This window comes from Cloacibacterium caeni (genome assembly GCF_907163105.1).
In the GTDB taxonomy this organism is placed as follows: Bacteria; Bacteroidota; Bacteroidia; order Flavobacteriales; family Weeksellaceae; genus Cloacibacterium; species Cloacibacterium caeni_A.
In genome coordinates this window covers 20,176-43,077 of sequence record NZ_OU015321.1, presented here as the reverse complement: position 1 = coordinate 43,077, position 22,902 = coordinate 20,176, and the positions used below count along the sequence as shown (strand labels likewise).

Genomic DNA, 22,902 nt, shown 5'->3' with positions numbered 1-22,902 from the left:
TATTATGTAAATTATTGAGTTACGAAATGAAATACAGCTACTACGATAAATCCTAGCGGAATTAAAATAGAATACCAAGTTCCTAATGTGTTTACACATTTTAAATACTTAGGATGTCTCGCTCCAATCGATTGGAATGATGATTGGAAACCGTGTGATAAGTGCAATCCTAATAAAACAAAAGAAACTGCATAAAAAATCACTCTCCATAAATCTGCAAACTTAGCATGTAACTCTTCCCAATATCTTGTTTCATTGATTGATAGAGCTTCTACATACTTATAATTCATCTCATGCATCCAGAAATCATACATATGCAGTCCTAAGAAAGCTAAAATTACTGCTCCAGAAATAATCATATTTCTAGAAGACCAACTAGAATTTCCGCTGTTATTTGCTACAGCATACTTTACTGGTCTTGCGTTTTTGTTTTTCATTTCTAAAACGAAGCCCATTACAAAGTGAAAAATTACACCCGCTACTAAAACCGGCTGCATCACAAATTGTATTAAAGGATTGTATCCCATAAAATGAGACGCTGTGTTAAATGCATCTTCACTAAATATCGATAGTAAATTTACCGACAAGTGAATCAACAAAAAGACAAGCAAAAACATTGCTGAAAGCGCCATTAAAAACTTTCTACCAATTGTAGATTGAGTTAATCCTGCCATTGTTTATTTATTTTTTTGAATTTTCACAAAATTAAGAATTTGTTAACGTTTGAAACTATGACAAATGTCATATTTGTCAGTTTATAACTATTCTAAATAAATTATTCAACACTATATTTTTTTTCATTAATAACTAAAAATTGTACGTTTTGAGGAACAAAGACTATCTTAAAATCATTCACTCTTCTAGCAACCAAATAAGGCTCTATGATGTACTTTTTCTGTTTTTCTAAATTTTTAGAATTTTTCACAAAAAAGACTACTTTATCTTTTTCTTTAACAGAAATTATTTTTTCTTTAAAAAATTCGTGTATTAAGATTTCGGATTGAGCATTTTCATAGTAGTTAAATCCTATTCTAAGCATTAAAAATAAAATGACCAAAAATCCTACTTTGATGAGTGATTTTAAATGATGACGTGTTAAAAATCTCCTCAAAAAATAAATCATACTAAAAAGAACGATGACTTCTGACCAATGCATTGGTATATTTTTAAAGAAGAAAACATCAAGGCTTGCGAAAAAATGAATCACTTTCAAAACCAGTTGAACTCCAGAATCGTAAAGAGCATTTAACCAAGAAATATCAAAGCCAAAACCCAACAAAATGGTCATCAATAAAGCAAAAATGATAATTACTTCAGAAAAAGGAATCACCACTAAATTAGCAACAATCGAAATCAGAGAATATTGATGAAAATAATAAATAACCAATGGTAAAGTCGCCACTTGTGCAGCAATACTAATCGAAATTACATTCACCAAAAAATTCTGAACAGTATTTTTAGGCTTTGGCAAATATTTTAAAATCGGTTCATTGAGCCAAAAAATTCCGAAAACCGCAATAAAACTCAATTGAAATCCCACATCAAAAAGTTGGTTTGTATCAAAAATCAAAATCGCTAAACCAGAAATCGCCATTGCATGTAACAAATCTGGTTTCCGTTGCAATAAAACATAGAAATAATATGCTGTAATCATAATACACGAACGAATCACAGAACTTCCAAAATCTATAAAAACTGCAAATAACCAAATGAATATCAAAGAAATAACAATCGGAACATTTCTAAAATTTGCAGGGAAAATTGGTTTCAAAAGCAGTAAAATCAGCCAAAAAATAATCGCCATGTGCGAACCTGAAATCGCCAAAATATGCACCAATCCAGATTTGCTAAAATCTTCTACCGTTTCTCGGTCCATTTCTGTTCGGTCTGCCAGAATAATTCCTTTGGTAAATTCTTTAGATTTTTCAGAAAGCTTAGCTTGGTCAATATTTCGCAAAACTTCTAAGCGTTTTTGGTTTATTTTTTCGGAAAAAGTAAGGTTTTCTTTTTCCGCAACTTGAAAAGAATTAGGAGCATATCCTTGAAAATAAATCTGCTTTCTGGCCAAATATTTTTGATAATCAAATCCAAAATCCTGCGCATTCGCTTTTACTTTGTTGAGATAAATTTCGGCTTTATAAAAATGTTTGAAATCCAGTTCATTTTCTTCTTTTGGAACCGACAACACCAAACCTAAATGGTTTATTTCGTCGTTAACTTTCAAAATTTTGACTTCGTAACGTTTATTTTTCTCGTTGGAATTCAGTTTTTTATCCAAAGTAAAAATCACTTCCGAAGAACTAGGAAAATTTGGAAGAACTTGTTCTTTATTATGGAGTTCATGTGCGAAAACACCTAATCCGAAAAAGAAAATTGCCAATACAAAATCTTTGATTTTGAAGAAAAAATGATTTTTTAAAAGGCTAAAAACTAAAAATAGGAAGCTAAAGCTCAGAAATAAATGGACTAAAGCAGTTGACAAGCTCAACTTTTCGGAAATAAGAATCCCGAAAATAAAACAAAGCCACAAAATCAAAAGTGGTTGCTTGTTCATGCAATTTTGTTATTAGTTTAACCAAATATAAAAATTTATTGAACTTGTAAGTTCTTTTTCTCCATTTTTAAACAAAAAAAATTCCTTAAACGTTACATTTAAGGAATTTTATACTCTTATCCAGTATTTTTCAAACCACTTGAAATGGCATTGATTAAACTTAATAATTTATTGAGAATTTTGTCTTTTTCTAGTTTATTTTCGTCATCTAAATTTCTCCATTGTTGTAGATATTTAATATGCAATTGGTGCAATATTTCTAATTTTTGGTTTCTCCATTTCAAGTTATCATATTGTCCGCTTCTTCTTTCCAGAGCAGCTTCACCGAACAATTCTTCTATCAGCTGAACTCCATTTTGATGGTCGGTAAGAAATTTATCCATCAATAGGTTTCTCTCTTCTTCATTTGGGTCTAATTCTGCATATTTTTTCATAATTTCTAGATTAGACAAAATAAGATTGGTCTCGGTCTGAATCATTAAAAATTTGAAGAAATTCCAATTTTGAGCCGCTTCTTTTAACTTTTGATATTCTTGCGGTTTTTCTGATTTCAAAATTTTGAGCGCTTCACCTAAACCGTACCAACCTGTGAGTGCAATACGAGAAAGATTCCAGCTGAAAACCCAAGGAATAGCGCGTAAATCCTGCAATGTTCTGGTTCCCGTTCTTCTGGCTGGTCTAGAACCTATTTTGCTTTTCTCTAAAACATCTATGCACGTTGCTTTTCCATAAAAATTGATAAATCCTGGTGTTTCTATTAAATTTCTATAATGTTCAAAGGATTTTTGAGCCAGAAATTCCATAGATTCAAATGGATATTGTGGTTTTTCGGTTTTGTATTTATTTTGAATAATATGTCTTGCTGTTCCAGAAGAAAGTGCATTGAGATTATATTTCGCCGTCATAGGATTTCCGAAAAGTTGCGCTACAGATTCACCTTGAACGGTGATTTTCACGGTTCCAAAAACGGTTTGTTCTGGCATACTTTCTAGAAAACGATGATATTTACCACCACCTCTACTGATGGTTCCTCCAGTTCCGTGGAAGAAATAAATTTCGGTATTATGTTTTTTGCCGATTTCTGATAAGGCAATTTCTGCTTTATGAAGATTCCACTTACTTGCAATGGTTCCGCCATCTTTATTGCTGTCACTATAACCTAACATCACTTCTTGTTTTCCATCTAAATTTTTAGCTCTGCTAATTGTGATAGGATGTTGCAAGAATTTTTCTAAAATTTCTGAACCATTTTGTAAATCTTCGATAGTTTCCAAAAGTGGAACTACTCTTATTTTGGTGTTAAGAAGTTGAGTTTCTCTCATTAATAGATAAACCACCAATAAATCACTTAAATTTCTGGTCATACTTACAATAAAAGAACCTATTCCTTCTGCTCCGTACTGACTGATATGTTGACGAATGACTCTATAACAATCTAAAACATTATCTGCTTCTGGACCGTAAGAAATGGTAACATCTGTAATAAAAGCATTGTTGCTCAAGACTTGGTTCAGGTAATTTACTCTTTTTTCTTCTTCCCAATTTTCGAAATCATAATCTGTTTCACCACTGGCTTTAAGAATCTGCGAAATAGCTTTATCATGGAAAGCACTGTTTTGTCTAATATCTAGCTTCGCCAAATGAAATCCGAAACATTGAACCGCTCTTTCTACCGAGAATAATAAATCTTCGGCAATGCTTTGGAAACCATTTTGTACCAAAACTTCTCTCAGATTTTTTAAATCTTCTTGAAGCGCTTTGCTAGATTTATAATAGGTTTTAGAATCTTCAAAATTTTCTGTAATGGTATTTTCTAATTGACAAATCATAAGATTTACGAATTGTCTCCACGGTTCATAATGATTTCTTTCTACTGCTTTTTTGCCCATTTCACCTAGTGCAGAAACTTTCTCCTGAATCATTTCAGAAAGCTGAAAAGGAACAGGATTAGACACCGCCGAAATAGAAATTTTCTTAGCCAAATGAATTAAATCTTCTTTAATCAATGTTAATGCGGCTTTTCGATGAAGCAAAAGCGTTTCCTTAGTCACTGCAGGTGTTACAAAAGGATGACCATCTCTGTCACCACCAACCCAACTTCCAAAATTAATTTTCGGAAAATAATCTGGATTTTTAATTTTCTGAGGATTAAGCCCTAACTCAATCCAAGAATTGATGATTTCTTGGTCACTTTTCACCAAAACGTTGGGGAAAATCTTGGTAAGATAATATAAAACATTTGCTCTCTCGTCTTTAATATCTGGCTTTTCCAGGTAAATTTCGCCTGTTCTCCACCATCTTTCTAGAAGCTGAATAATTTTTTCTTTAATTTCATTTTGCTCTAATTTACTGAGAGAAGTATTTTCTTTTTTTACCAAAAGCAAGTACAATTCTCTATGCAATTCTATAACCGTAACTCTTTTTGCTTCAGTAGGATGCGCAGTAAGAACAGGAATAACATGTGTAGCAGAAACCGCATTCAGCATATCTTCTTCTGTCACATTAGAATTTTTCCAAAAATGGAATGCTTCTCCCCAAGAACCACGAATTGCGGTAATTTTTTCTTGGTCTTCTAATCTTCTTCTATATTGTGTAGCTCCGTTTTCTTCTACCAATGTCATCAATTGAAAATAGATACTTAATGATTGTATAATTTTCTCACTAGACAATTCATTTTCTCCGAACTTTTTCCCTTCTTCTGTATTGTTGATTAAATCTACTAGTTCCTTTTCATTAATTCTAGACAACATTTCTGTATAGCAATCAATGATGAATGTACGGTCCGTAGAAATTTTCTGATAATCCTTTTCGTTAAAAGCCATAATTCTTAATTTTTAACAAATTTACGCAATGAAATTGATTAATACATAAGTATAGACAATGAAACTTCTCACTCCCTAAAACAAAAAAAAAGAGCAACCTCTTGTTACTCTTTTATTTGTCATTTATTCTTCATTAAAAATTCTCTAATGAGATTTAGCCAGTATGTCTTTTGCAATTTTAAGATGATGCTGAGTATGAATTTTTAAAAATTTTAAAGTTTGTTTTACATCTAAATGTCCGAAATAAGGATGTTCTATATAAGATTGAGAAGGGAGATTCTTAATCATTTGCAAATTTTCTCTAACGGAATTTAGATAATTATCTATATTTTCTAGAAAGTTTTCACTTGTAGGAATAGTGAATTTCGGAGCTTTTCCTTTTTTTCTAGGTATATATCCCGAAGTCATGACCATAAATTTAGCCAAAGAAAATTTAGGTTGATATTTTTCTGGATGAGAAGTAGGCAAACCTTCCAAAATTCTAGAAATCACCAAAAGCGAGTGTTCTAAATGCCAACCAATACTCGCTTCTGAAATTTCAGGAGCATTTTTATGGGAAAATGGTTTTAAATTTTCTATTTCTGCGAGTTGTACAATTATTTTTTTTATCATAGATTAACAATAATTTCTGCGGCGTGATTACTTGCTCCTTTTCCACCTAATTTTTCTCTGAGAAGTTCATAATCCTGAAGCATTTTGTCACGTTTTGGCCCATCCAAAATTTTTTGAAGCTCATCAACTAAATTTTCTGTATTGAGTTGATTTTGAACCAATTCCTTCACCACTTCTTTGTCCATAATCAAATTCACCAGAGAAATAAATTTGATATTTTTCACCACACGTTTCCCGATTTCGTAAGAAATTTTACTGGTTCGGTAACACACAATTTCTGGAACATTCAGCAACGCCGTTTCTAGAGTTGCCGTTCCCGAAGTTACCAAAGCTGCTCTAGAACATCTCAATAAATCATAAGTTTTATTGGAAACAAAATGCACATCATCATCTACAAATTTTTGGTAAAATTCTTTGGGTAAACTTGGCGCACCAGCGATTACAAACTGATAATTTTTAAAAGAATCTCGCACAGAAAGCATCAAAGTGAGCATTTTTTCTACTTCCTGCTCTCGGGAACCGGGTAAAAGTGCGATGATTTCTTTTTCATTTAAACCATTTTCCTTTTTGAAATTTTCAGCAGAAATTTCTGGCAAATCAGAAATCGCATCTAATAAAGGATGACCTACGAAATGAGCATCTACTTGATGTTTTTTATAAAAATCTTTCTCAAATGGAAGAATCACCAGCATTTCGTCTACATATTTTTTGATGGTTTCTACTCTGCCTTCTTTCCAAGCCCATAATTGTGGAGAAATATAGTAAACTACCTTTATTCCAAGATTTTTGGCAAACTCTGCAATCCTCAAATTAAAACCTGGATAATCTACCAAAACCAAAACATCTGGTTGATAATTCTTAACATCTTCCTTGCAAAGTTTTATATTTTTCAAAATCGTCCTAAGGTTCATCGCTACTTCCAAGAAGCCCATAAAAGCCAATTCTTTATAGTGTTTTACAGGTTTTTCTCCCGCAACTTTCGCCATTAAATCTCCTCCCCAAAATCTGAATTCTGCATTTTGGTCTTTCTGTAAAATGGCTTTCATTAAATTAGAAGCGTGTAAATCTCCCGATGCTTCTCCTGCGATGATATAGTATTTCAAGATTTTAGATTTTTTAGATTTTAGATTTTAGATTTTCAGATGGACTAAAAATTTTTATTCTAAAAATTTGACTTAATTTTGCTCAAAGATAATAATAAAAAATGTCAGAAGATTTCGAAATAAAAAATAAAGTAGCAGAAAGCGGTTTGGTGAATTTTGATTTATCAGAACTTTCTCCTAAAGGCAAAAGAATTGGAATAGATTTGAAAGATTTTCTTTTCATGGAAATGATTTTGAAAGAAAAAGATTTCCGCGAAAAAGTTACAGAAATAGATTCTGAAATCTACCGTGACGCTTATGTTTACGTTTATTGTTCTGTAGACGCTATTGTTCCGATTTGGGCTTATTTTTTAATTACTTCCAAACTTACAGGAGTGGCAAAAAAAATAGTTTACGGAACCAAAAAAGATTTAGAAGTAGTTTTAATGCACGAAGCCATTTCTCATTATAATTTCGCTGATTTAGAAGCAAAACGCGTCCTCGTAAAAGGTTGCAGCGAAGAAGACATTCCCGAAAATGCTTACATAGAATTGGTAGAAAAACTAAAACCAATTGTAAAATCGCTCATGTTCGGCGAAGCTTGTAGTAATGTTCCTATTTTTAAAAAAAATCTTGATTAACAGTGATTTAGATCTATTTTTCAAATTTTAGATTCTTTATAACGTATTAGGTATAAAATTTGCTAACTTTATACATCTTTATAAAAAATTTTAAACATTAAATACTAAAACTATGAGTTTATTAGACCTTATCACAGGAAACGTAGGAAATCAAGTTGCTACAGAAGCTGAAAACAAATTCGGGATTTCTAAATCTCAAATGATTGCACTCGCTGCAGTAGCTGCTCCTCTTATTATTTCGTATCTTAGAAATAAATCTCAAGATGCCAACGAAGCAGAAGCGCTTAATAACGCTTTAGATAGAGACCATGATGGTTCTATCCTAAACAATCCATCATCTGCTCTAGAAAGAGAACAAGAAGGTGGTTCTATTTTAGACCACATTTTCGGCGGACAAAAAGCTACCGTAGAAAACCAACTTTCTCAAAATACAGGAATTTCTATGGATAAAATCGGGCCAATTCTTGCCATGTTAGCTCCTATTATTATGGGTTACATCGGTAAAGAAAAACAAGCAAACAGTGTAAATGCAGGTGGATTAGGTGATTTATTAGGCGGAATTTTGGGTGGAGCTCAGCAACAAGCTCAAGCCGAACCCGCAAATCCTCTAAATGATATTTTAGGAAGTGTTTTAGGCGGTCAACAATCTGGTGGTGGACTTGGAGATATCCTAGGAAGCGTTCTTGGTGGCGGAAACCAAAAACAAAGCGGCGGATTAGGAGATCTTCTTGGAGGAATTCTTGGAGGAAAATAATTTTAAAAAATTTCACATAAAAAACCGAAGATTATTCTTCGGTTTTTTTCTTTCTAGTAGTTTTTGGCTTTTCTTCAGCTACTTCTTCTTTTGGTTTCGCTGCTTTTTTTGGTTTTTCAGCTTTTGCTTCCACTTTTGGAGCAGTCACTTTTACAGTTCCAGATTTTCTTGGTCTTGTTTTCCCGTAGCTTCCTGCGGTTACTTTTCCTCTTCTTGTTTTTTTATCGCCTTTTCCCATAAAAATTAGTTTTAAATGATTGGTTCTTACAAAGTTAAAAAAATTAAAATAGTACACAAATGCATTTTATCATCTTAAAAATGTATATTTTTTGGGCGTGCCTTTTTGTTTTTAGCCACTTCATTCCTTTCCAAAAAAAACAAAAAGTCGGTCTTCACCTACAATTCCTCGTTCCAAAGCTTTTGCCAGCGCTTACTGCGGGATTTCCGGTTACGCCCTCACGCAAAAACTTAATGTACAAAAATATAAATTTTATCGAAATTTAAATATTTTTTATTGTTTTACAATAATTATTTATACATTTGAAATATAATTTTAAAACAAATAATTATGAAACTAATCGGCAAAAACTCTGTCTCTAAGTATTTCAGTTACTTTTTTTTAGTCCTTTTCTTATTTATTGCTTTTCATTTTATTTATGAAATCATTGGTTTTTCTGTCCTTTATTATAAGTATAAAACAGGAAGCAATATTTTATCAGAATACTTTCTTCTAGGAAATGATGTAGGTTGGTCAAAAAATGAATACACCAATCCAATAAAAGATGTTCTGAAATTTAAAATTTATTATCCATTTACAGAACAAAATCTATTAACTGGAATTTATACTAAAAGTTTCATTATCAACAGCTTAATAAGCTCTAGCTTTTTTACAATTTTCAGTTTTGTATGCTATAAAATTACCGAAGCTTTAGGTAAAGATTATATTTTCAACATAAAAACTATTAGTTGGTTCAAAAAATTAGCATGGCTAAGTATCATTTATGTCCCGATTGAAATAATCAACTGGTTTTACAACCTTAATTTAAAAATGAGTGATAGCTTATTGTACACTAGTTTTATATTTTTAAGTTTAGGAATCGCTATATTTTTCATTATTGCTTTCTTCAAAAAAGGCTACGAACTTCAATCAGAAAACGATTTAACAATTTAAAACAAATAATTATGAAAATTTTAGGTAAAAACTCGCTCTTATACTGGTTAAAATTCCCTTATGCTATTTATATCGCTGGATTTATCATAAGTTCCTTTTGGATCTTTGGACTAATGGCTTATTTTAGTATCACCGATAATATCAATACATTTATTACTAAAGCAACAATTAATGGATTTCAATATGATGATGAGCAACCCATCACAAAAATTGAAATGATACAATTTAAATATCCCTTTTCAAAAATGTGCTTGGCTACAGAAAACTCTACAGAAGGGATTCTCCTCGCCTTTATTGGATTAGCGTCTATTTGCTTTTTACTTTTTTATATATTTAAAATAATTTCAAATCTTTCTAAAGAAGAAATATTTACGACAGAAATCATAAAAAATCTGAAATTTTTAGGCTATGGATTAATCGTATTTGGAATTTCTACGCTGCTTATTGATATTACAGATGGTTTTTCCTACCATTACAAATCTTATGATTTAACGCCTCCTTTCTTTTACGTACTTTCGGGATTAATATTAATTTTCATTAAAGAAATTTTTGTGAAAGCTAGAAAAATCCAAGAAGAAAACGATTTAACAATTTAGAATTATGCCAATCATCATCAATATAGACGTAATGCTTGCCAAACGCAAAATGCAATCGCAAGAACTCGCAGAGAAAATTGGCATTACACAAGCCAATCTTTCCATTTTAAAAACTGGTAAAGCAAAAGCAATAAAACTTTCGACTTTAGAAGCCATTTGTAAAGCTTTAGATTGTACACCAGCAGATTTATTAGAATATAAACCTTAAATTTTATAAAATGAATAAACTTATCTTTTCAGCTTTTATGCTACTTTTCTCATTAGCTTCTTACGCACAACAAATTACTCCAGAAATCAAAATAATGTTCAAGAATGATGACATTTCTAATTTTGATAAAATCATAAATAAAGAAAATATCAACAAATGCTATCTAATTGAAGAGTTTTCATACTCACTTTTAGCACTTTCCATCAAAATGAACAAACCTAATGTTTTTAAAAAATTAATCAATGAAAAAGCAAATTTAGATTTAATTTGCGATGATAAAACTCCACTAATGTACACAGTAAAATACGGAAACCTTGATTTCGCAAAACTACTTCTTGAAAATGGAGCTAATAAAAAAGCAATTTCCAATAAAGGAAATACTGCACTAGATTATGCTAAAAAATATGACCAAAAAGAATTGATTAAAATTCTAGATTAGATTTTTAAATCATAACCATCAATAAAACCTTTCTTTATTTTACTATGGAAAGGTTTTTTTATTTTCATAATGAACCCAAATACAACTTAATATTATCAAAAACTTCCATCTTCCGTCCTAAAATCTTATCTTTGCAGCCTAATTTTTTTGAAATTATGAGATTAGATTTTTTCAAAATTTGAAATTTAATTTTAAAAATTAAAAAAATCTAAAATCTGAAATCTAAAATCTAAAATCTAAAAAAATGTTCAGAACGCACACTAACGGAGAATTATCTCTCAAAAATCTTAATGAAAAAGTTACATTGGCAGGTTGGGTACAAACCAACCGAGACAAAGGTTTTATGGTTTGGATAGATTTACGAGACCGTTACGGAATTACACAATTGGTTTTTGATGCAGAAAGAACTTCGGCTGAAATTTTGGAACAAGCCAAAAAATTAGGTCGTGAATTTGTAATTCAAGCGGAAGGAACAGTAATAGAACGTGCTTCTAAAAACCCGAAAATTCCAACTGGTGAAATTGAAATTTTAGTTGAAAAACTTACGATTCTCAATAGCGCAGAATTGCCACCTTTTACCATAGAAGATGAAACAGATGGCGGCGAAGAATTGAGAATGAAATACAGATATCTCGACATTAGAAGAAATCCTGTGAAAGATAAACTGATTTTTCGTCACAAAATGGCGCAAAAAGTAAGAAATTATCTTTCAGATAAAGGCTTCATCGAAGTGGAAACTCCTGTTTTGATAAAATCAACTCCAGAAGGTGCAAGAGATTTCGTGGTTCCAAGTAGAATGAATCAAGGGCAATTTTATGCATTGCCACAATCTCCACAAACCTTCAAACAATTATTGATGGTTGGTGGAATGGACAGATATTTCCAAATTGTGAAATGTTTCCGCGACGAAGATTTGCGTGCAGACAGACAGCCAGAATTTACCCAAATAGACTGCGAAATGGCATTCGTAGAACAAGAAGATGTTCTAGAAATTTTCGAAGGAATGACGGCGCATTTATTGAAAGACATCACTGGAAAAGAATTCGGGAAATTCCCAAGAATGACTTTCGATGAAGCGATGAGAACTTACGGAAACGACAAACCAGACATCCGTTTCGGAATGAAATTCGTGGAAGTAGATGATTTGGTAAAAGGAAAAGATTTCAAAATTTTCGACGAAGCAGAATTGGTAGTTGGGATTAATGTAGAAGGTTGTGCAGATTATACCAGAAAACAAATCGATGAACTCATCGATTGGGTAAAACGCCCACAGATTGGCGCTTCTGGAATGGTTTGGATTAAATTCCAAAATGATGGAGTTGTTACTTCATCGGTAAATAAATTCTACTCTGAAGAAGACCTAAAGAAAATTGTAGAAAAATTCGGCGCAAAAGAAGGAGATTTAATTTTATTAATGAGCGGAAACGCCAATAAAGTGAGAACTCAACTTTCCGCTTTAAGAATGGAATTGGGGAACAGATTAGGTTTAAGAAAAGGTGATGAATTTGCTCCACTTTGGGTCATAGATTTCCCACTTTTAGAATGGGACGAAGAAACAGGAAGATATCACGCAATGCACCATCCTTTTACTTCGCCAAAACCTGAAGATGTATATTTATTAGAAACCGAACCAGGAAAAGCAAGAGCAAACGCTTATGATATGGTTTTGAACGGTAACGAAATTGGCGGTGGTTCCGTAAGGATTTTCAATAAAGAATTGCAGTCAAAAATGTTTGATTTATTAGGTTTTTCTAAGGAAGAAGCAGAAGCGCAATTTGGATTCTTGATGAATGCTTTCAAATTCGGAGCGCCACCTCACGCTGGATTGGCTTTCGGTTTTGACAGATTGGTTGCCATTCTAGACGGAAACGAAGTAATTAGAGATTACATTGCTTTCCCGAAAAATAATTCTGGACGAGATGTGATGATTGATGCGCCTTCACCAATTCACGACGAACAACTTAATGAATTGGCATTGAAAGTGAATTTGTAGAAATATACAATCCTTAAAGGTTTTAGAAACCTTTAAGGATTTAAAAAAATAATTTATAAATTAGAGCGAGGTTTTTCCCTCGCTTTTTTTAATGAAATTTTTATCCATGGAAAATGAGAATCAATTAAGATTTACAATACTAAAAGTTGTAAAAAAACTAGGAAGTTTAAATACTACTCAACTAGAACAAAACATTATTCATTATATTCCAAATTACCCAAAAGACTATGTTAATCTTTTTAATAAGGCCGTTACATATTTAAGAGATAATGCATATTTAAACACTATAGACACAAATACAGGAATTAAAATAACAAGTATTTCTGAAAAAGGAGAAAGTGTTTTGAATTTTCAAAATTGGGAGGATTTTGAAGAAAGCATTCATAATAAAAAATTGAAAGAAAAGAAAATCCAAGATATTGATATAGAATTAAAAGAAAAAACCTTAAAAAATCAAAAATTTTTACCATACACTTCTATTTCAGGATTAGTTTTTGGTTTGGGATCAATGATTTGGACTATTTTGGATAAATATGATTTAATATTTATAAATATAAGTTTTTACTTTATTATATTATTAATTTTTACTTTCATATTTATATTTATATATATAAGAAAATAACATCGGATAAAATTAAATTAAATATATCCGATATTAAGAAAAATTTCTTACCTTTGTTAAATGAATTGGCAAAATTATCCTTATCACTTTGAAGGTTTAGAAAAACACCTCGAAAGAATTCTGCAAAAAAAAGCAGAATTAGATAAATTACGCCCAATTCCTAGTTATGCTGTGAAAAGTATTAAAGAAAGTTTAATGCTAGAATGGACGTATAATTCTAATAGCATCGAAGGAAATACTTTGACACTTCACGAAACAAAAATGGTGATTGAAGAAGGTTTCACCATCAAAGGAAAATCTTTGAGAGAACATTTCGAAGCCATAAATCATCAGGAAGCAATAGAATTTGTAGAGTCTTTAATATCGGATAAAGATAATTTAAATAAAACCGATATTATGAGAGTTCATTATTTGGTTTTACAAAAAATTGAAAAAGATTTTGCTGGAATGTTCAGAACTTCTGGAGTTAGAATTTCTGGTGCTAATTTCACTCCACCAAATGCTTTTAAAGTAGATGAATTGGTAACAGAATTAATCGACTGGACAAATTCTTCTGATATTAATATTATTATAAAAGCGGCAATCTTTCATCACAGATTTGTTTGGATTCATCCGTTTTTCGATGGAAATGGTAGAACTGTACGTTTGATTTTCAATCTTTTATTGATGAGAGAAGGTTTTCCTCCTGCAATTATCCTTAAAAATGATAGAAAAAAATATTATGATGCTTTAAACTTGGCAAATAATGGAGATTATTCTAAAATTTTATTATTAGTTCTTCAAGCTTTGGAGAGAAGTTTAGACATTTATTTAAGTTCTCTCAATAATACGTATGATAATTATCGCCCGATTTCTAATATTGTAGAAGAAGAAAGGCTCCCTTATGGACAAGAATACGTAAGTTTATTGGCTAGAAAGGGAAAAATAGACGCTTTCAAGGAAGGTAGAAACTGGCTTACAACCAAAGAAGCTGTTCTAGATTACATAGAAAAGCGAGAAAGAAAAAGAAAATTAAATTGATTTTTATAAATTAGAGCGAGGCTTTTCCCTCGCTTTTTTTGGAAATTAAACGATTATTTGATTTCTGATATATTTCAGTTTAAAAATATTATTCACGCAATAGCAATAGCGTAACTTTGCACTACTAAAAAACTATTATTATGTTCGAGTGGCTTAAAACCTTACTTTTCCCAACTGAAGACCCAAGTGTAATTCAATCATTAGTTACCATAATGCTTGCAATAGGTACTGGAGTTTTCTTTGGAAGATTGAAAATGGGCAAAATTACCTTCGGTGTTTCTGCAGTAATGTTTACTGGATTAATCTTGGGGCATTTTGGCTATAGAATGAATGAAGAAATATTCGATTTCATTAGAGATTTCGGTTTGATTTTGTTTGTTTATGGTATCGGATTACAAGTAGGACCATCATTCTTCTCTTCTTTTAGAAATGAAGGTTTAAAATTTAATATTCTTGCTGTTTCTACAGTTTTATTCGGCGGATTCATCACTTTTCTACTCTTTAAATTCACAGGAGTGAGCATAGAAAATTTAGTGGGAATTATGAGTGGCGCTGTAACCAATACACCAGGTTTAGGAGCTGCTAAAAATACCATTGTAGAATTAAAAAATCAGTTTCCAGATAAAACATTTGACGACCCAACTATTGGTTACGCCATCACTTATCCTTTAGGTGTTTTTGGAATCATTGGTGTCATTATTTTATCTAAAGTTCTTCTAAAAATTCATCCTGATGTAGAAATGAGAAAATTCAGGATGAACAAAATTAATCGCGAAGAACCATTAGTTCACAAAAAACTAAGAGTTACGAATCCACAATATTTTGGAATTCCATTAGGTGAAGTAATTAGCAACATAGGATATGATATTGTAGTTTCTAGATTAAAACACAGTGGCGAGGTTTCTGTTTTTTCGCCAAAATTAGACACAGAACTTCAAGACAGAGACGTACTTATGATTGTAGGAAAAGATGCGGATTTAGAAGACTTCATCAAAAAAGTAGGAAGACCTTCTACTGACTCTTTCATAGAATCTGATTCTGATATTAACAAGAAAAATATTTTCGTAACCAAACCTTCTGCCGTTCACAAAACACTCTCAGATTTAGATTTGTACAATGCGTATGATGTAAAAGTAACTAGAGTTTTCAGAGCAGGTAAAGAAATGATTCCTAGACCAAGTTTAGAACTTTTCTACGGAGATATTTTGAGAGTTATCGGTACTGACCAAGGTATTAAAGAAGCAGAAAAAATCATTGGTAATCAAGAAAAAAAATTAATAGAACCAGATTTCTTATCACTTTTCGGAGGTTTATTAATAGGAATTATCGTAGGTTCTATTCCGTTAGTGATTCCTGGTTTACCAATTCCTTTAAAACTGGGATTTGCAGCAGGACCACTTATTGTAGCATTACTTATTTCTAGATATGGTGGTATTTCTTTCATTCACTCTTATATCAATAACGGAGCGACTTATTTCATGAAAGATTTAGGAATTTGCTTATTCTTTGCAGCAGTAGGTATTCATGCAGGAGAAGGATTTTATGAAAATTTCATCAAATATAACGGTTGGCTATGGATTTTATATGGTTCTGCAGTAACTTTCATTCCTTTAATCTTGATGGTGATTGTAGGAAGATTTTTCTTAAAAATCAATTATTTACAATTGGTAGGAATTATGAGCGGAAGCTATACAGACCCAGCTGCATTATCATTTAGTACCAACTATTTAGATTCTGACATTCCAATCCAAAGCTACGCACAAGTTTATCCTTTGGTTACCATTGCCAGAATTTTTACCGCGAGTTTATTAATCTTGCTATTGACTTAAAAATTAATCTTAAATCCAATAAAAAATTCCATCAATAATTTGATGGAATTTTTTTATTTAAAATTTCTAATTTTTAGAATTATTTTCCTACTGTTTCTGGGAATCTAGCTTCTGTAAATTCTCTAGAAATAGCAGCTTTTTCAAATTTTAATTTACCGCTCATGGTTTCTAAAATCACGCCATCTTCTACTACTTGTACAATTTTAGCATGCATTCCAGAAGTGGTTACTACTCTAGCGCCTGGTTTAAGAGAATCTTGAAATTGTCTTTCTTTCTTTTGCTTCGTAGTCTGTGGTCTCAAGATTAAGAAGTAGAAAATTACAATCATTAAGACAAATGGTAAAATCATTGAGAAGAAATCACCTCCACCTTGTGCTTGTAGAAATATTGTTGTAAACATTTTTTTATTTTTTAGGGTTGAATATCTGCTGAGAATCTAATTTCGATAGGAACTTGTGCTACGTTTGCATACACTTCTGCTGATTTATACACTACACCATCAAAATTTGTAGAATCAAATTTTAGCGTAATTTGACCTTTTTGACCAGGCATAATGGGTTCTTTAGTATAATCTGGAGCTGTACATCCGCAACCTGGCTTTACCGCAGAAATAATCAAAGGATTTTTACCTGTGTTGGTTACTTCGTAAACGTGTTCTACCACATCTCCTTTTTTGATTTTTCCGAAATTAAAATCTGGTTCAGAAAGTGCTAATGTAGTTTCTGCATGATTTTTTGCTTCGCTTACTAAATCACTTTGCTTTACTACTCTATCATCTGCAAAAGGATCTTTCTGCTCTGTTGTAGTAGTAGCAGTTGATGTTTCTGTTGCTTCATTTTTTTTACAAGAAGCTAAAGTCAAAACAGCTAGTAAGCTTAAACCTAATATTCTTTTCATTGATTCTGATTTTTTAAAATTTCCTCAAATTTAATCAAAATTTATGCTCTAGAAATATCTTTCGTGTATTTATCTAAGATTCCGTTCACAAAAATCTGACTTCTATCGGTAGCAAAAACTTTAGAAACCTCTATATATTCGTTGATAATCACTTTTGCTGGAGTGAGAGGGAAATTATCTATCTCTGTAATAGCTGTAATTAAAATCAATCTATCCATTAAAGAAATTCTTTCTAAATCCCAATTTTCTAGTCTTTCTTTGATTTTTTTCTCAGAATTTTCCCAGTGAGAAATGCTTTGTAGTAATAATTTTTTAGCAAAATGTCTATCTTCTTCATCTTTAAGCATTTTGATTAAAGTATGACTCGGCTGATTTTGTTTCATAAAACCAATAGTCTTCTGAATCATAGAATTCGAGATATGAAAATCATCTGCCCAAGACAATTCTAATTCTTCTAAACGCTCATGAAAATCTTCATTTTCGGCAACATATTTTAGAAATAATTTCCCAACAAACTTTTGGTCTTCTTCAAAACTTAGGCTTTCTTCGGCCATATATTCGTGGTAACGCTTGCTCGCAACGATTCTCTGAAATGTTTTCACCAACAATTCATCGTGTAAATCCCACTGATATTTTTTGTGTTTTGAGTTAAAGGAAAGTCTTTCTTCGTTTTGATCAAGTTGTAAAAAAACTTGATTATTCACGAATTTCATGTTAGGATTAAGGTCTTCTTCAGTCTTAATAAATTTATTTTTACCGATTTCAATTTGTCTTTCGGCAAGATCTTTTAATGCAACCAAGAAGTTGAGTTGATAAATATAGAGATAATAGATTTTTTCAATCTCTGTAAACATATTTTTCTCTAAAACATCAGTTTTTATAGGATTCTGATGATAAGAATATAGTGTCTGCACTACTTTTTCGCGGATTTGTCTTCTTCCTAACATTTTCAAAGAGCTTTTAATAAGATGGTGCAAAGATAGAAAAAAATGCTGGAAGTAAGAAACATGAAGTCAGAAGTTATTTTTGCTTCTTTTTCAAACTTATATTTTCTGTATTTTTGCAACTATGAATTCACTTAAAACGCTTAATCCTTACTTTTGGAAACACAGAGTTCTGCTATTTTGGGGCTTGCTATTTATCATAGCATCTAACTTTTTTGCTATTTATCAAGTACAGTTTGTAGGGCAGAGTGTAGATGTTATCAAAAGTGTTTTAGATAAAAAAAGTGTAGATAAAGAATTATTATTCAATACTTTATTGATTAATGGCGCCATTATCGTAGGAACTTCAGTTTTGTCTGGAGTTTTCAGATTTATGATGAGACAAACCATTATTGTAGCTTCTAGAAGAATAGAATACGAACTCAAAAATAAAATTTACAGACATTATCAAGAGCTTTCGCTTACTACTTATAAAAAAACCACAATTGGTGATTTACTGAACAGACTTTCTGAAGATGTAGTGGCAATTAGAATGTACCTTGGTCCTGGTGTGATGTATGTAGTGAATTTGGTGATTTTATTAGTCATCACGAGTATTTACATGCTCATGACTAATGTAGAGATGACACTTTGGACACTTATTCCTCTTCCTATTTTGTCTTTTCTAATTTACAAAGTAAGTTCTATTATCAATCGAAAATCTAAAATTATGCAGAAAAGCCAAAGTGCGATTTCTACATTTGTACAAGATAGTTTTTCGGGAATTAGAGTGGTGAAATTTTTCAACAAAGAAAAGTACATCGAAAAAAATTACGGCGAAAAAGTAAAATATTATCAAGACAAAGCATTAGATTTAGCCAAAACAGAAGCGTATTTCTTTACCATTATTTTATTTGTTATCGGTTTATTAAACGTTGCAATTTTATACATCGGTGGTAAAAATTATTTTGAAGGAAAACTTACGGTAGGAACCATTGCAGATTTCTTCATGTATATTAACATTCTGATTTGGCCATTTTCTATGGTAGGTTGGGTTTCATCTGTTAATCAAAGAGCTGCTGCTTCTATGACCAGAGTGAATGAATTTTTGGACATAAAATCTGAAATCGTCAACAAAAATTTCGACCAATATGAAATTAAAGGCGATATAGAATTCAGAAATGTATCATACACTTATCCAAATACAGGAATTAAAGCTTTAGAAAATCTAAGTTTCAAACTAGAAGCTGGGAAATCTATGGCAATTATGGGAAAAACGGGCAGCGGAAAATCTACTATCGCATTGTTACTATGCAGGTTAATTGATCCCGATGAAGGAGAAATTTTAATTGATGGGAAAAATCTTAAAGACCATAATCTAGAATTATACAGAAAACACATTGGCTATATTCCTCAGGAAAGTTACTTATTCTCGGATACGATTGAGAATAACATTGGCTTTGCAATAGACCAACCTACGCATGATTTGGTAGAAGAATTTGCAAAAAAAGCAGATGTGCATAAGAATATTGTAGAATTCAAAGACCAATATAAAACTATGGTTGGCGAACGTGGTGTAATGCTTTCTGGAGGGCAAAAACAGCGTATTTGTATCGCAAGAGCACTCATCAAAAAACCAGAAATTCTCATCTTTGATGATTCGCTTTCTGCACTCGATACAGAAACCGAAGAAAACATCCTTCAAAACATAGAAAAAGATATTAAATCTTGCACTTCTATCATCATAACTCACAGAGAATCAAGCGCAAAAAGAGCAGACTTCATATTAAATCTTAATGATTTAGATACTACGGAAACTTAGTAAAAACTTAAAAATTACGCTAAAATCTCAATTTCTTTAAAATTTATTTTGAGATTAAAAGAAATCTTTTATATTTGTTCTATAGGATTTCTAAAATAAGTAACAATGAGTGATTACAAGGAGAGAAACGAAAATGAAATTTTCACAAAGGTGTTGAAGGCAGGTAGAAGAACTTATTTCTTTGATGTGCGCGAAACAAAAGCAGGAGACTATTATCTTACCATTACAGAAAGTAAAAAGAATTTTGGTGAGAATGGAGAAGCAACTTTCGAGAAGCATAAAATCTATTTATACAAAGAAGATTTTGCAAGTTTCAGAGAAATGTTTAATGAATCTACAGATTTTATCATCGCTCAAAAAGGTGAGGACGTAATTTCTGAAAAACATGACAAAGACTTTAAGTCTAGATCTTTCACAATCGAATCTGACGACGAAGTATATGACTAATCCTAAAATAGGTTTACAAGTTTTACATTAAAATACCAATCCGGAAGATATTGATTTTCCGGATTTTTTGTGGATTGTTTCCGGGGTTTTCATCTTCAGACTAAGATGTGGTCTTTTGTTGTTGTAAATATAAATACTTTCTTTAACCATTTGTTTTAAATCCTGAATGTTTTTGCATTTATAAATTAAAAATTCCTGCTTCAATATTCCGTTTATTCTTTCTGCCAAAGCATTTTGATAACAATCATAGCCATCTGTCATTGAGGGTTTTATTTTGTTTTCAACAAGTACTTTCTGATACACTTCTGAGCAATATTGCAATCCCCTGTCTGAGTGATGAATAAGCGGAAGATGTGTTGTTCTGTTTTTAACGGCCATTTTCAGAGCTTTGACTACATTTTCAGCATTCATATTTTCACTTAATTCGTAACCCATTATTTTTCTGCTGTAAGCATCCGTAACCAAAGATAAATAACAGACATTCGTTTTGGTTTTTATATAAGTGATATCGCTTACAAATACCTGTTCTTTTCTTTTTAGGCAAGTCGTTTTCAAAAGGTTGGGGTGTTTTCTGAGCCAGTGTTTGGAGAAAGTTGTTCTTGTATATCTTTTCTTAGGATAAATAAGCAGGTTTTCTCTTCGTAAATAATTGAACAGCGCATCTCTGCCTATTTTTATCTTTTCAAGCTTGAACTTATTTTTAAGCAAATAATAAAGTTTTCTTGTTCCTATTCTGGGCTGTTCTAAACGAATCTCCTCAACGAATTGTTTAACTTTCTCCAATTCTTTTTCCCGAACACATAATCTTTGGCGCTGCTGGTAAATGGCTTGTCTGCTTATCCCAAACAATCTGCAGATTTTGGATAAACTCAATCCTTTTTCTTGGAGTTGTCTGACTGTTTGGGCGTAAACTTTTTTCGGATCTGTGTGCCGTATTGCTTGTCGGAGATATCAATCATCATATTGAGAACTTTGGTTTTCAGTTTCTCATCAGCTAATTCTTTCTCTAATCTTTTAATCTTTTCGGCGGGTGTTTCTTTGGATTGTAACATGGTATGAATGGTGGGTTTGCTCCAATCTAAATTACCATATTTTCTGAGCCAAACCAAAACGGTGCTTCTACCTTGGATACCGTAATGTTGTTGTGCCTGTTTGTAAGTGAATTCGCCCTTTTCTACACGGCTTACAATACCTAATTTAAAAGCCATTGTGTAATCTTGTTGTGTACGCTTTTCTACTGTCTTCTCTCGATTTTCCATAATAAGTCTATTGGGTGTAAACTTATTTTAGGACGGGTCAATAAAATTAAAAAAAGCATCCTTTTTTAGGATGCTTTTATATTTTTAAATAATTCTTTTGATCCAAATTCTTGGATTATTTTCTATTGATTTGGCGCAGGAATACTTGAAAATCTCATACTAATAGTGAGATTAGTATCATTAGTAGCCGTATTTTTCAATACATAAGCTACTCTAGCTTTTACAGAACCGCTTTTTACAATTTGGTCTAAAATTTTAGAAGTATCTGGATCTAAATTGAGCGTATTCCCAATATTAGAGCCAATATCTGTTCTTTGAGCCACTAAAATTTCACTAGTATTATTTCCAGAAAGATAAACTTTAATGGATTTAAAAATTCCCAATTCGCCATTCGTACTCAAGTTGGTAGCAGTTGCTTTAGCACTAGAAATTCTAATATCTTGAACCATGCTGGTTCCTGCTCCTACATATTGAGCGAAACTTGTAGCAGAAGACGTTACAGAAATTTCTTGATTTCCTGGCACTCCCGAAGAAACCAAAACATTAGTAGTATAAGGAACGGTATTCTGCACGATGCTTTGCACTGTACCACAACTCACTGTGGTAGCTGCAATTACAAAAGCTGATAAAATTAAATTTTTCATATTTACATTTTTTTTTATTCTACTGTCACGGAGATATTTCCCGTCAGTTTTCCTTCTGCCATCAAATTTTTGCCAAAAACAATCTTATAGGTTCCGCTTTGTTTTTTAGCATATTTCATTTCTCTCGAAAAAGGACCATCCGCAGAACCATCTGGTAAAATAATTCGATTGATTCTGAGATTTCTACCTTTCTCTACGGTATTGATTTTAGCAGAAAGAGTGGGCTTATTAAAATTTTTAATCACCAGAATAAACTGTTGGTTCTCATCTGTAAACTCTTCACCAATGGTAAATGGAAGTTGAGAAGCATCTACAGTTCTGATGATTTTATTACCTTCTACCGTTCTCATTGCACCTCGTCTTCCTTGTGATGGTTGAGAAGAATTATTTTCCATGATTCCTGTTTTAGTGGTAGTTGTATTTGCATTTTGAGAAATTCCGTTGTTTGTACAACAACTCACTCCCAAAATAGAACTCCACAAAACATTAATTAAAATTTTCATAAAAATCAGGTTTATCATTAGCGAGCTAATATTATACCAAAGTTACTCAATAAATTGTAGAATA

At 31.7% G+C, this 22,902-nt stretch carries 24 protein-coding genes; 12 read left to right on the top strand and 12 right to left on the bottom strand.

Annotated features, from left to right (window positions below):
• Positions 1–11: 11 nt before the first annotated feature.
• From KKQ76_RS00250 to lpxB, 5 genes are all read right to left on the bottom strand, one after another.
• The gene (locus KKQ76_RS00250; protein ID WP_069800732.1) at positions 12–674 is read right to left on the bottom strand and encodes a succinate dehydrogenase cytochrome b subunit; all 663 of its coding nucleotides are present in this window, start codon (positions 672–674) and stop codon (positions 12–14) included.
• A 101-nt stretch (positions 675–775) separates the two neighbouring features.
• Positions 776–2,554: a ComEC/Rec2 family competence protein gene (locus tag KKQ76_RS00245; RefSeq protein ID WP_213195301.1), complete on the bottom strand. Its 1,779-nt coding sequence runs from the start codon at positions 2,552–2,554 to the stop codon at positions 776–778.
• Positions 2,555–2,670: 116 nt separating this feature from the next.
• The gene (locus tag KKQ76_RS00240; protein WP_213195300.1) at positions 2,671–5,376 is read right to left on the bottom strand and encodes a phosphoenolpyruvate carboxylase; all 2,706 of its coding nucleotides are present in this window, start codon (positions 5,374–5,376) and stop codon (positions 2,671–2,673) included.
• Between the two features lie 144 nt (positions 5,377–5,520).
• Positions 5,521–5,988 (bottom strand): DUF1569 domain-containing protein, encoded by a 468-nt coding sequence (locus tag KKQ76_RS00235; RefSeq protein WP_213195299.1) that lies wholly within the window; start codon positions 5,986–5,988, stop codon positions 5,521–5,523.
• Positions 5,985–7,091, bottom strand: coding sequence for a lipid-A-disaccharide synthase (gene lpxB, locus KKQ76_RS00230; protein ID WP_213195298.1), 1,107 nt, complete (start codon positions 7,089–7,091; stop codon positions 5,985–5,987). The genes KKQ76_RS00235 and lpxB overlap by 4 nt, the downstream gene beginning before the upstream one ends.
• A gap of 101 nt (positions 7,092–7,192) precedes the next feature.
• Here lpxB and KKQ76_RS00225 point away from each other — a divergent pair, with 101 nt between their 5' ends.
• Both KKQ76_RS00225 and KKQ76_RS00220 read left to right on the top strand, forming a co-directional pair.
• Positions 7,193–7,711, top strand: a complete 519-nt coding sequence (locus KKQ76_RS00225; protein WP_213195297.1) for a DUF2480 family protein — start codon at positions 7,193–7,195, stop codon at positions 7,709–7,711.
• A 112-nt stretch (positions 7,712–7,823) separates the two neighbouring features.
• Positions 7,824–8,465, top strand: a complete 642-nt coding sequence (locus KKQ76_RS00220) for a DUF937 domain-containing protein (RefSeq protein WP_213195296.1) — start codon at positions 7,824–7,826, stop codon at positions 8,463–8,465.
• 31 nt (positions 8,466–8,496) lie between these two features.
• On the opposite strand, the gene KKQ76_RS12805 is transcribed toward KKQ76_RS00220, so the two are convergent.
• Positions 8,497–8,703, bottom strand: coding sequence for a 30S ribosomal protein THX (locus tag KKQ76_RS12805; protein ID WP_213195295.1), 207 nt, complete (start codon positions 8,701–8,703; stop codon positions 8,497–8,499).
• 330 nt (positions 8,704–9,033) lie between these two features.
• Between KKQ76_RS12805 and KKQ76_RS00210 the strand changes: the two genes are divergently transcribed.
• The 8 genes from KKQ76_RS00210 to KKQ76_RS00175 all read left to right on the top strand — a co-directional run bounded on the left by KKQ76_RS00210 (position 9,034) and on the right by KKQ76_RS00175 (position 16,343).
• Positions 9,034–9,636 (top strand): DUF2975 domain-containing protein, encoded by a 603-nt coding sequence (locus tag KKQ76_RS00210; protein WP_213195294.1) that lies wholly within the window; start codon positions 9,034–9,036, stop codon positions 9,634–9,636.
• A gap of 11 nt (positions 9,637–9,647) precedes the next feature.
• Positions 9,648–10,232, top strand: a complete 585-nt coding sequence (locus KKQ76_RS00205) for a DUF2975 domain-containing protein (RefSeq protein ID WP_213195293.1) — start codon at positions 9,648–9,650, stop codon at positions 10,230–10,232.
• A gap of 4 nt (positions 10,233–10,236) precedes the next feature.
• A complete protein-coding gene (locus KKQ76_RS00200) occupies positions 10,237–10,440 on the top strand; it encodes a helix-turn-helix domain-containing protein (protein ID WP_213195292.1) in 204 nt (67 codons plus the stop codon).
• A 10-nt stretch (positions 10,441–10,450) separates the two neighbouring features.
• Complete coding sequence (locus KKQ76_RS00195) at positions 10,451–10,879, top strand: ankyrin repeat domain-containing protein (protein WP_246501298.1); 429 nt, start codon at positions 10,451–10,453, stop codon at positions 10,877–10,879.
• A gap of 244 nt (positions 10,880–11,123) precedes the next feature.
• On the top strand, positions 11,124–12,872 hold the full coding sequence (gene aspS / locus KKQ76_RS00190; RefSeq protein ID WP_213195291.1) for an aspartate--tRNA ligase: 1,749 nt from the start codon (positions 11,124–11,126) through the stop codon (positions 12,870–12,872).
• 106 nt (positions 12,873–12,978) lie between these two features.
• A complete protein-coding gene (locus KKQ76_RS00185; RefSeq protein WP_213195290.1) occupies positions 12,979–13,494 on the top strand; it encodes a hypothetical protein in 516 nt (171 codons plus the stop codon).
• Positions 13,495–13,554: 60 nt separating this feature from the next.
• Positions 13,555–14,514, top strand: coding sequence for a Fic family protein (locus KKQ76_RS00180; RefSeq protein ID WP_213195289.1), 960 nt, complete (start codon positions 13,555–13,557; stop codon positions 14,512–14,514).
• A gap of 140 nt (positions 14,515–14,654) precedes the next feature.
• Positions 14,655–16,343 carry a putative transporter gene (locus tag KKQ76_RS00175; RefSeq protein WP_213195288.1) on the top strand — a complete coding sequence of 563 codons (1,689 nt, stop codon included), beginning with the start codon at positions 14,655–14,657 and terminating at the stop codon, positions 16,341–16,343.
• Positions 16,344–16,422: 79 nt separating this feature from the next.
• On the opposite strand, the gene yajC is transcribed toward KKQ76_RS00175, so the two are convergent.
• From yajC to nusB, 3 genes are read right to left on the bottom strand one after another with little or no spacing between them, the layout of a single operon-like run.
• Positions 16,423–16,743: a preprotein translocase subunit YajC gene (gene yajC / locus KKQ76_RS00170; protein ID WP_069800706.1), complete on the bottom strand. Its 321-nt coding sequence runs from the start codon at positions 16,741–16,743 to the stop codon at positions 16,423–16,425.
• 11 nt (positions 16,744–16,754) lie between these two features.
• Entirely contained in the window at positions 16,755–17,240 is a 486-nt protein-coding gene (locus KKQ76_RS00165; RefSeq protein WP_213195287.1) for a DUF1573 domain-containing protein, read from the bottom strand.
• 41 nt (positions 17,241–17,281) lie between these two features.
• A complete protein-coding gene (gene nusB / locus KKQ76_RS00160; protein WP_213195286.1) occupies positions 17,282–18,187 on the bottom strand; it encodes a transcription antitermination factor NusB in 906 nt (301 codons plus the stop codon).
• Positions 18,188–18,308: 121 nt separating this feature from the next.
• On the opposite strand from nusB, the gene KKQ76_RS00155 reads away from it, so the two are divergent.
• Entirely contained in the window at positions 18,309–19,985 is a 1,677-nt protein-coding gene (locus KKQ76_RS00155; RefSeq protein WP_213195285.1) for an ABC transporter ATP-binding protein, read from the top strand.
• A gap of 105 nt (positions 19,986–20,090) precedes the next feature.
• Positions 20,091–20,432 carry a DUF3276 family protein gene (locus KKQ76_RS00150; RefSeq protein ID WP_213195284.1) on the top strand — a complete coding sequence of 114 codons (342 nt, stop codon included), beginning with the start codon at positions 20,091–20,093 and terminating at the stop codon, positions 20,430–20,432.
• A 27-nt stretch (positions 20,433–20,459) separates the two neighbouring features.
• Here KKQ76_RS00150 and KKQ76_RS00145 read toward each other — a convergent pair.
• The 3 genes from KKQ76_RS00145 to KKQ76_RS00135 form a co-directional block, all read right to left on the bottom strand.
• Positions 20,460–21,691, bottom strand: a protein-coding gene (locus KKQ76_RS00145; RefSeq protein ID WP_246501297.1) for an IS3 family transposase whose coding sequence is annotated in 2 segments (ribosomal slippage) — positions 20,460–21,343 and positions 21,343–21,691 — 1,233 coding nt in all. Because the reading frame shifts where the segments join, the coding sequence is not laid out codon by codon here.
• A 122-nt stretch (positions 21,692–21,813) separates the two neighbouring features.
• The gene (locus KKQ76_RS00140) at positions 21,814–22,335 is read right to left on the bottom strand and encodes a hypothetical protein (protein ID WP_213195282.1); all 522 of its coding nucleotides are present in this window, start codon (positions 22,333–22,335) and stop codon (positions 21,814–21,816) included.
• 14 nt (positions 22,336–22,349) lie between these two features.
• Positions 22,350–22,838, bottom strand: coding sequence for a hypothetical protein (locus tag KKQ76_RS00135; RefSeq protein ID WP_213195281.1), 489 nt, complete (start codon positions 22,836–22,838; stop codon positions 22,350–22,352).
• Positions 22,839–22,902 lie beyond the last annotated feature (64 nt).

What these genes read in the sequence shown, in the direction of transcription:
- KKQ76_RS00250 (WP_069800732.1), bottom strand. Translation starts at nt 674, where the DNA reads ATGGCAGGATTAACTCAATCTACAATTGGTAGAAAGTTTTTAATGGCG.
- KKQ76_RS00245 (WP_213195301.1), bottom strand. Translation starts at nt 2,554, where the DNA reads ATGAACAAGCAACCACTTTTGATTTTGTGGCTTTGTTTTATTTTCGGG.
- KKQ76_RS00240 (WP_213195300.1), bottom strand. Translation starts at nt 5,376, where the DNA reads ATGGCTTTTAACGAAAAGGATTATCAGAAAATTTCTACGGACCGTACA.
- KKQ76_RS00235 (WP_213195299.1), bottom strand. Translation starts at nt 5,988, where the DNA reads ATGATAAAAAAAATAATTGTACAACTCGCAGAAATAGAAAATTTAAAA.
- KKQ76_RS00225 (WP_213195297.1), top strand. Translation starts at nt 7,193, where the DNA reads ATGTCAGAAGATTTCGAAATAAAAAATAAAGTAGCAGAAAGCGGTTTG.
- KKQ76_RS00220 (WP_213195296.1), top strand. Translation starts at nt 7,824, where the DNA reads ATGAGTTTATTAGACCTTATCACAGGAAACGTAGGAAATCAAGTTGCT.
- KKQ76_RS12805 (WP_213195295.1), bottom strand. Translation starts at nt 8,703, where the DNA reads ATGGGAAAAGGCGATAAAAAAACAAGAAGAGGAAAAGTAACCGCAGGA.
- KKQ76_RS00210 (WP_213195294.1), top strand. Translation starts at nt 9,034, where the DNA reads ATGAAACTAATCGGCAAAAACTCTGTCTCTAAGTATTTCAGTTACTTT.
- KKQ76_RS00205 (WP_213195293.1), top strand. Translation starts at nt 9,648, where the DNA reads ATGAAAATTTTAGGTAAAAACTCGCTCTTATACTGGTTAAAATTCCCT.
- KKQ76_RS00200 (WP_213195292.1), top strand. Translation starts at nt 10,237, where the DNA reads ATGCCAATCATCATCAATATAGACGTAATGCTTGCCAAACGCAAAATG.
- KKQ76_RS00195 (WP_246501298.1), top strand. Translation starts at nt 10,451, where the DNA reads ATGAATAAACTTATCTTTTCAGCTTTTATGCTACTTTTCTCATTAGCT.
- aspS (WP_213195291.1), top strand. Translation starts at nt 11,124, where the DNA reads ATGTTCAGAACGCACACTAACGGAGAATTATCTCTCAAAAATCTTAAT.
- KKQ76_RS00185 (WP_213195290.1), top strand. Translation starts at nt 12,979, where the DNA reads ATGGAAAATGAGAATCAATTAAGATTTACAATACTAAAAGTTGTAAAA.
- KKQ76_RS00180 (WP_213195289.1), top strand. Translation starts at nt 13,555, where the DNA reads ATGAATTGGCAAAATTATCCTTATCACTTTGAAGGTTTAGAAAAACAC.
- KKQ76_RS00175 (WP_213195288.1), top strand. Translation starts at nt 14,655, where the DNA reads ATGTTCGAGTGGCTTAAAACCTTACTTTTCCCAACTGAAGACCCAAGT.
- yajC (WP_069800706.1), bottom strand. Translation starts at nt 16,743, where the DNA reads ATGTTTACAACAATATTTCTACAAGCACAAGGTGGAGGTGATTTCTTC.
- KKQ76_RS00165 (WP_213195287.1), bottom strand. Translation starts at nt 17,240, where the DNA reads ATGAAAAGAATATTAGGTTTAAGCTTACTAGCTGTTTTGACTTTAGCT.
- nusB (WP_213195286.1), bottom strand. Translation starts at nt 18,187, where the DNA reads ATGTTAGGAAGAAGACAAATCCGCGAAAAAGTAGTGCAGACACTATAT.
- KKQ76_RS00155 (WP_213195285.1), top strand. Translation starts at nt 18,309, where the DNA reads ATGAATTCACTTAAAACGCTTAATCCTTACTTTTGGAAACACAGAGTT.
- KKQ76_RS00150 (WP_213195284.1), top strand. Translation starts at nt 20,091, where the DNA reads ATGAGTGATTACAAGGAGAGAAACGAAAATGAAATTTTCACAAAGGTG.
- KKQ76_RS00140 (WP_213195282.1), bottom strand. Translation starts at nt 22,335, where the DNA reads ATGAAAAATTTAATTTTATCAGCTTTTGTAATTGCAGCTACCACAGTG.
- KKQ76_RS00135 (WP_213195281.1), bottom strand. Translation starts at nt 22,838, where the DNA reads ATGAAAATTTTAATTAATGTTTTGTGGAGTTCTATTTTGGGAGTGAGT.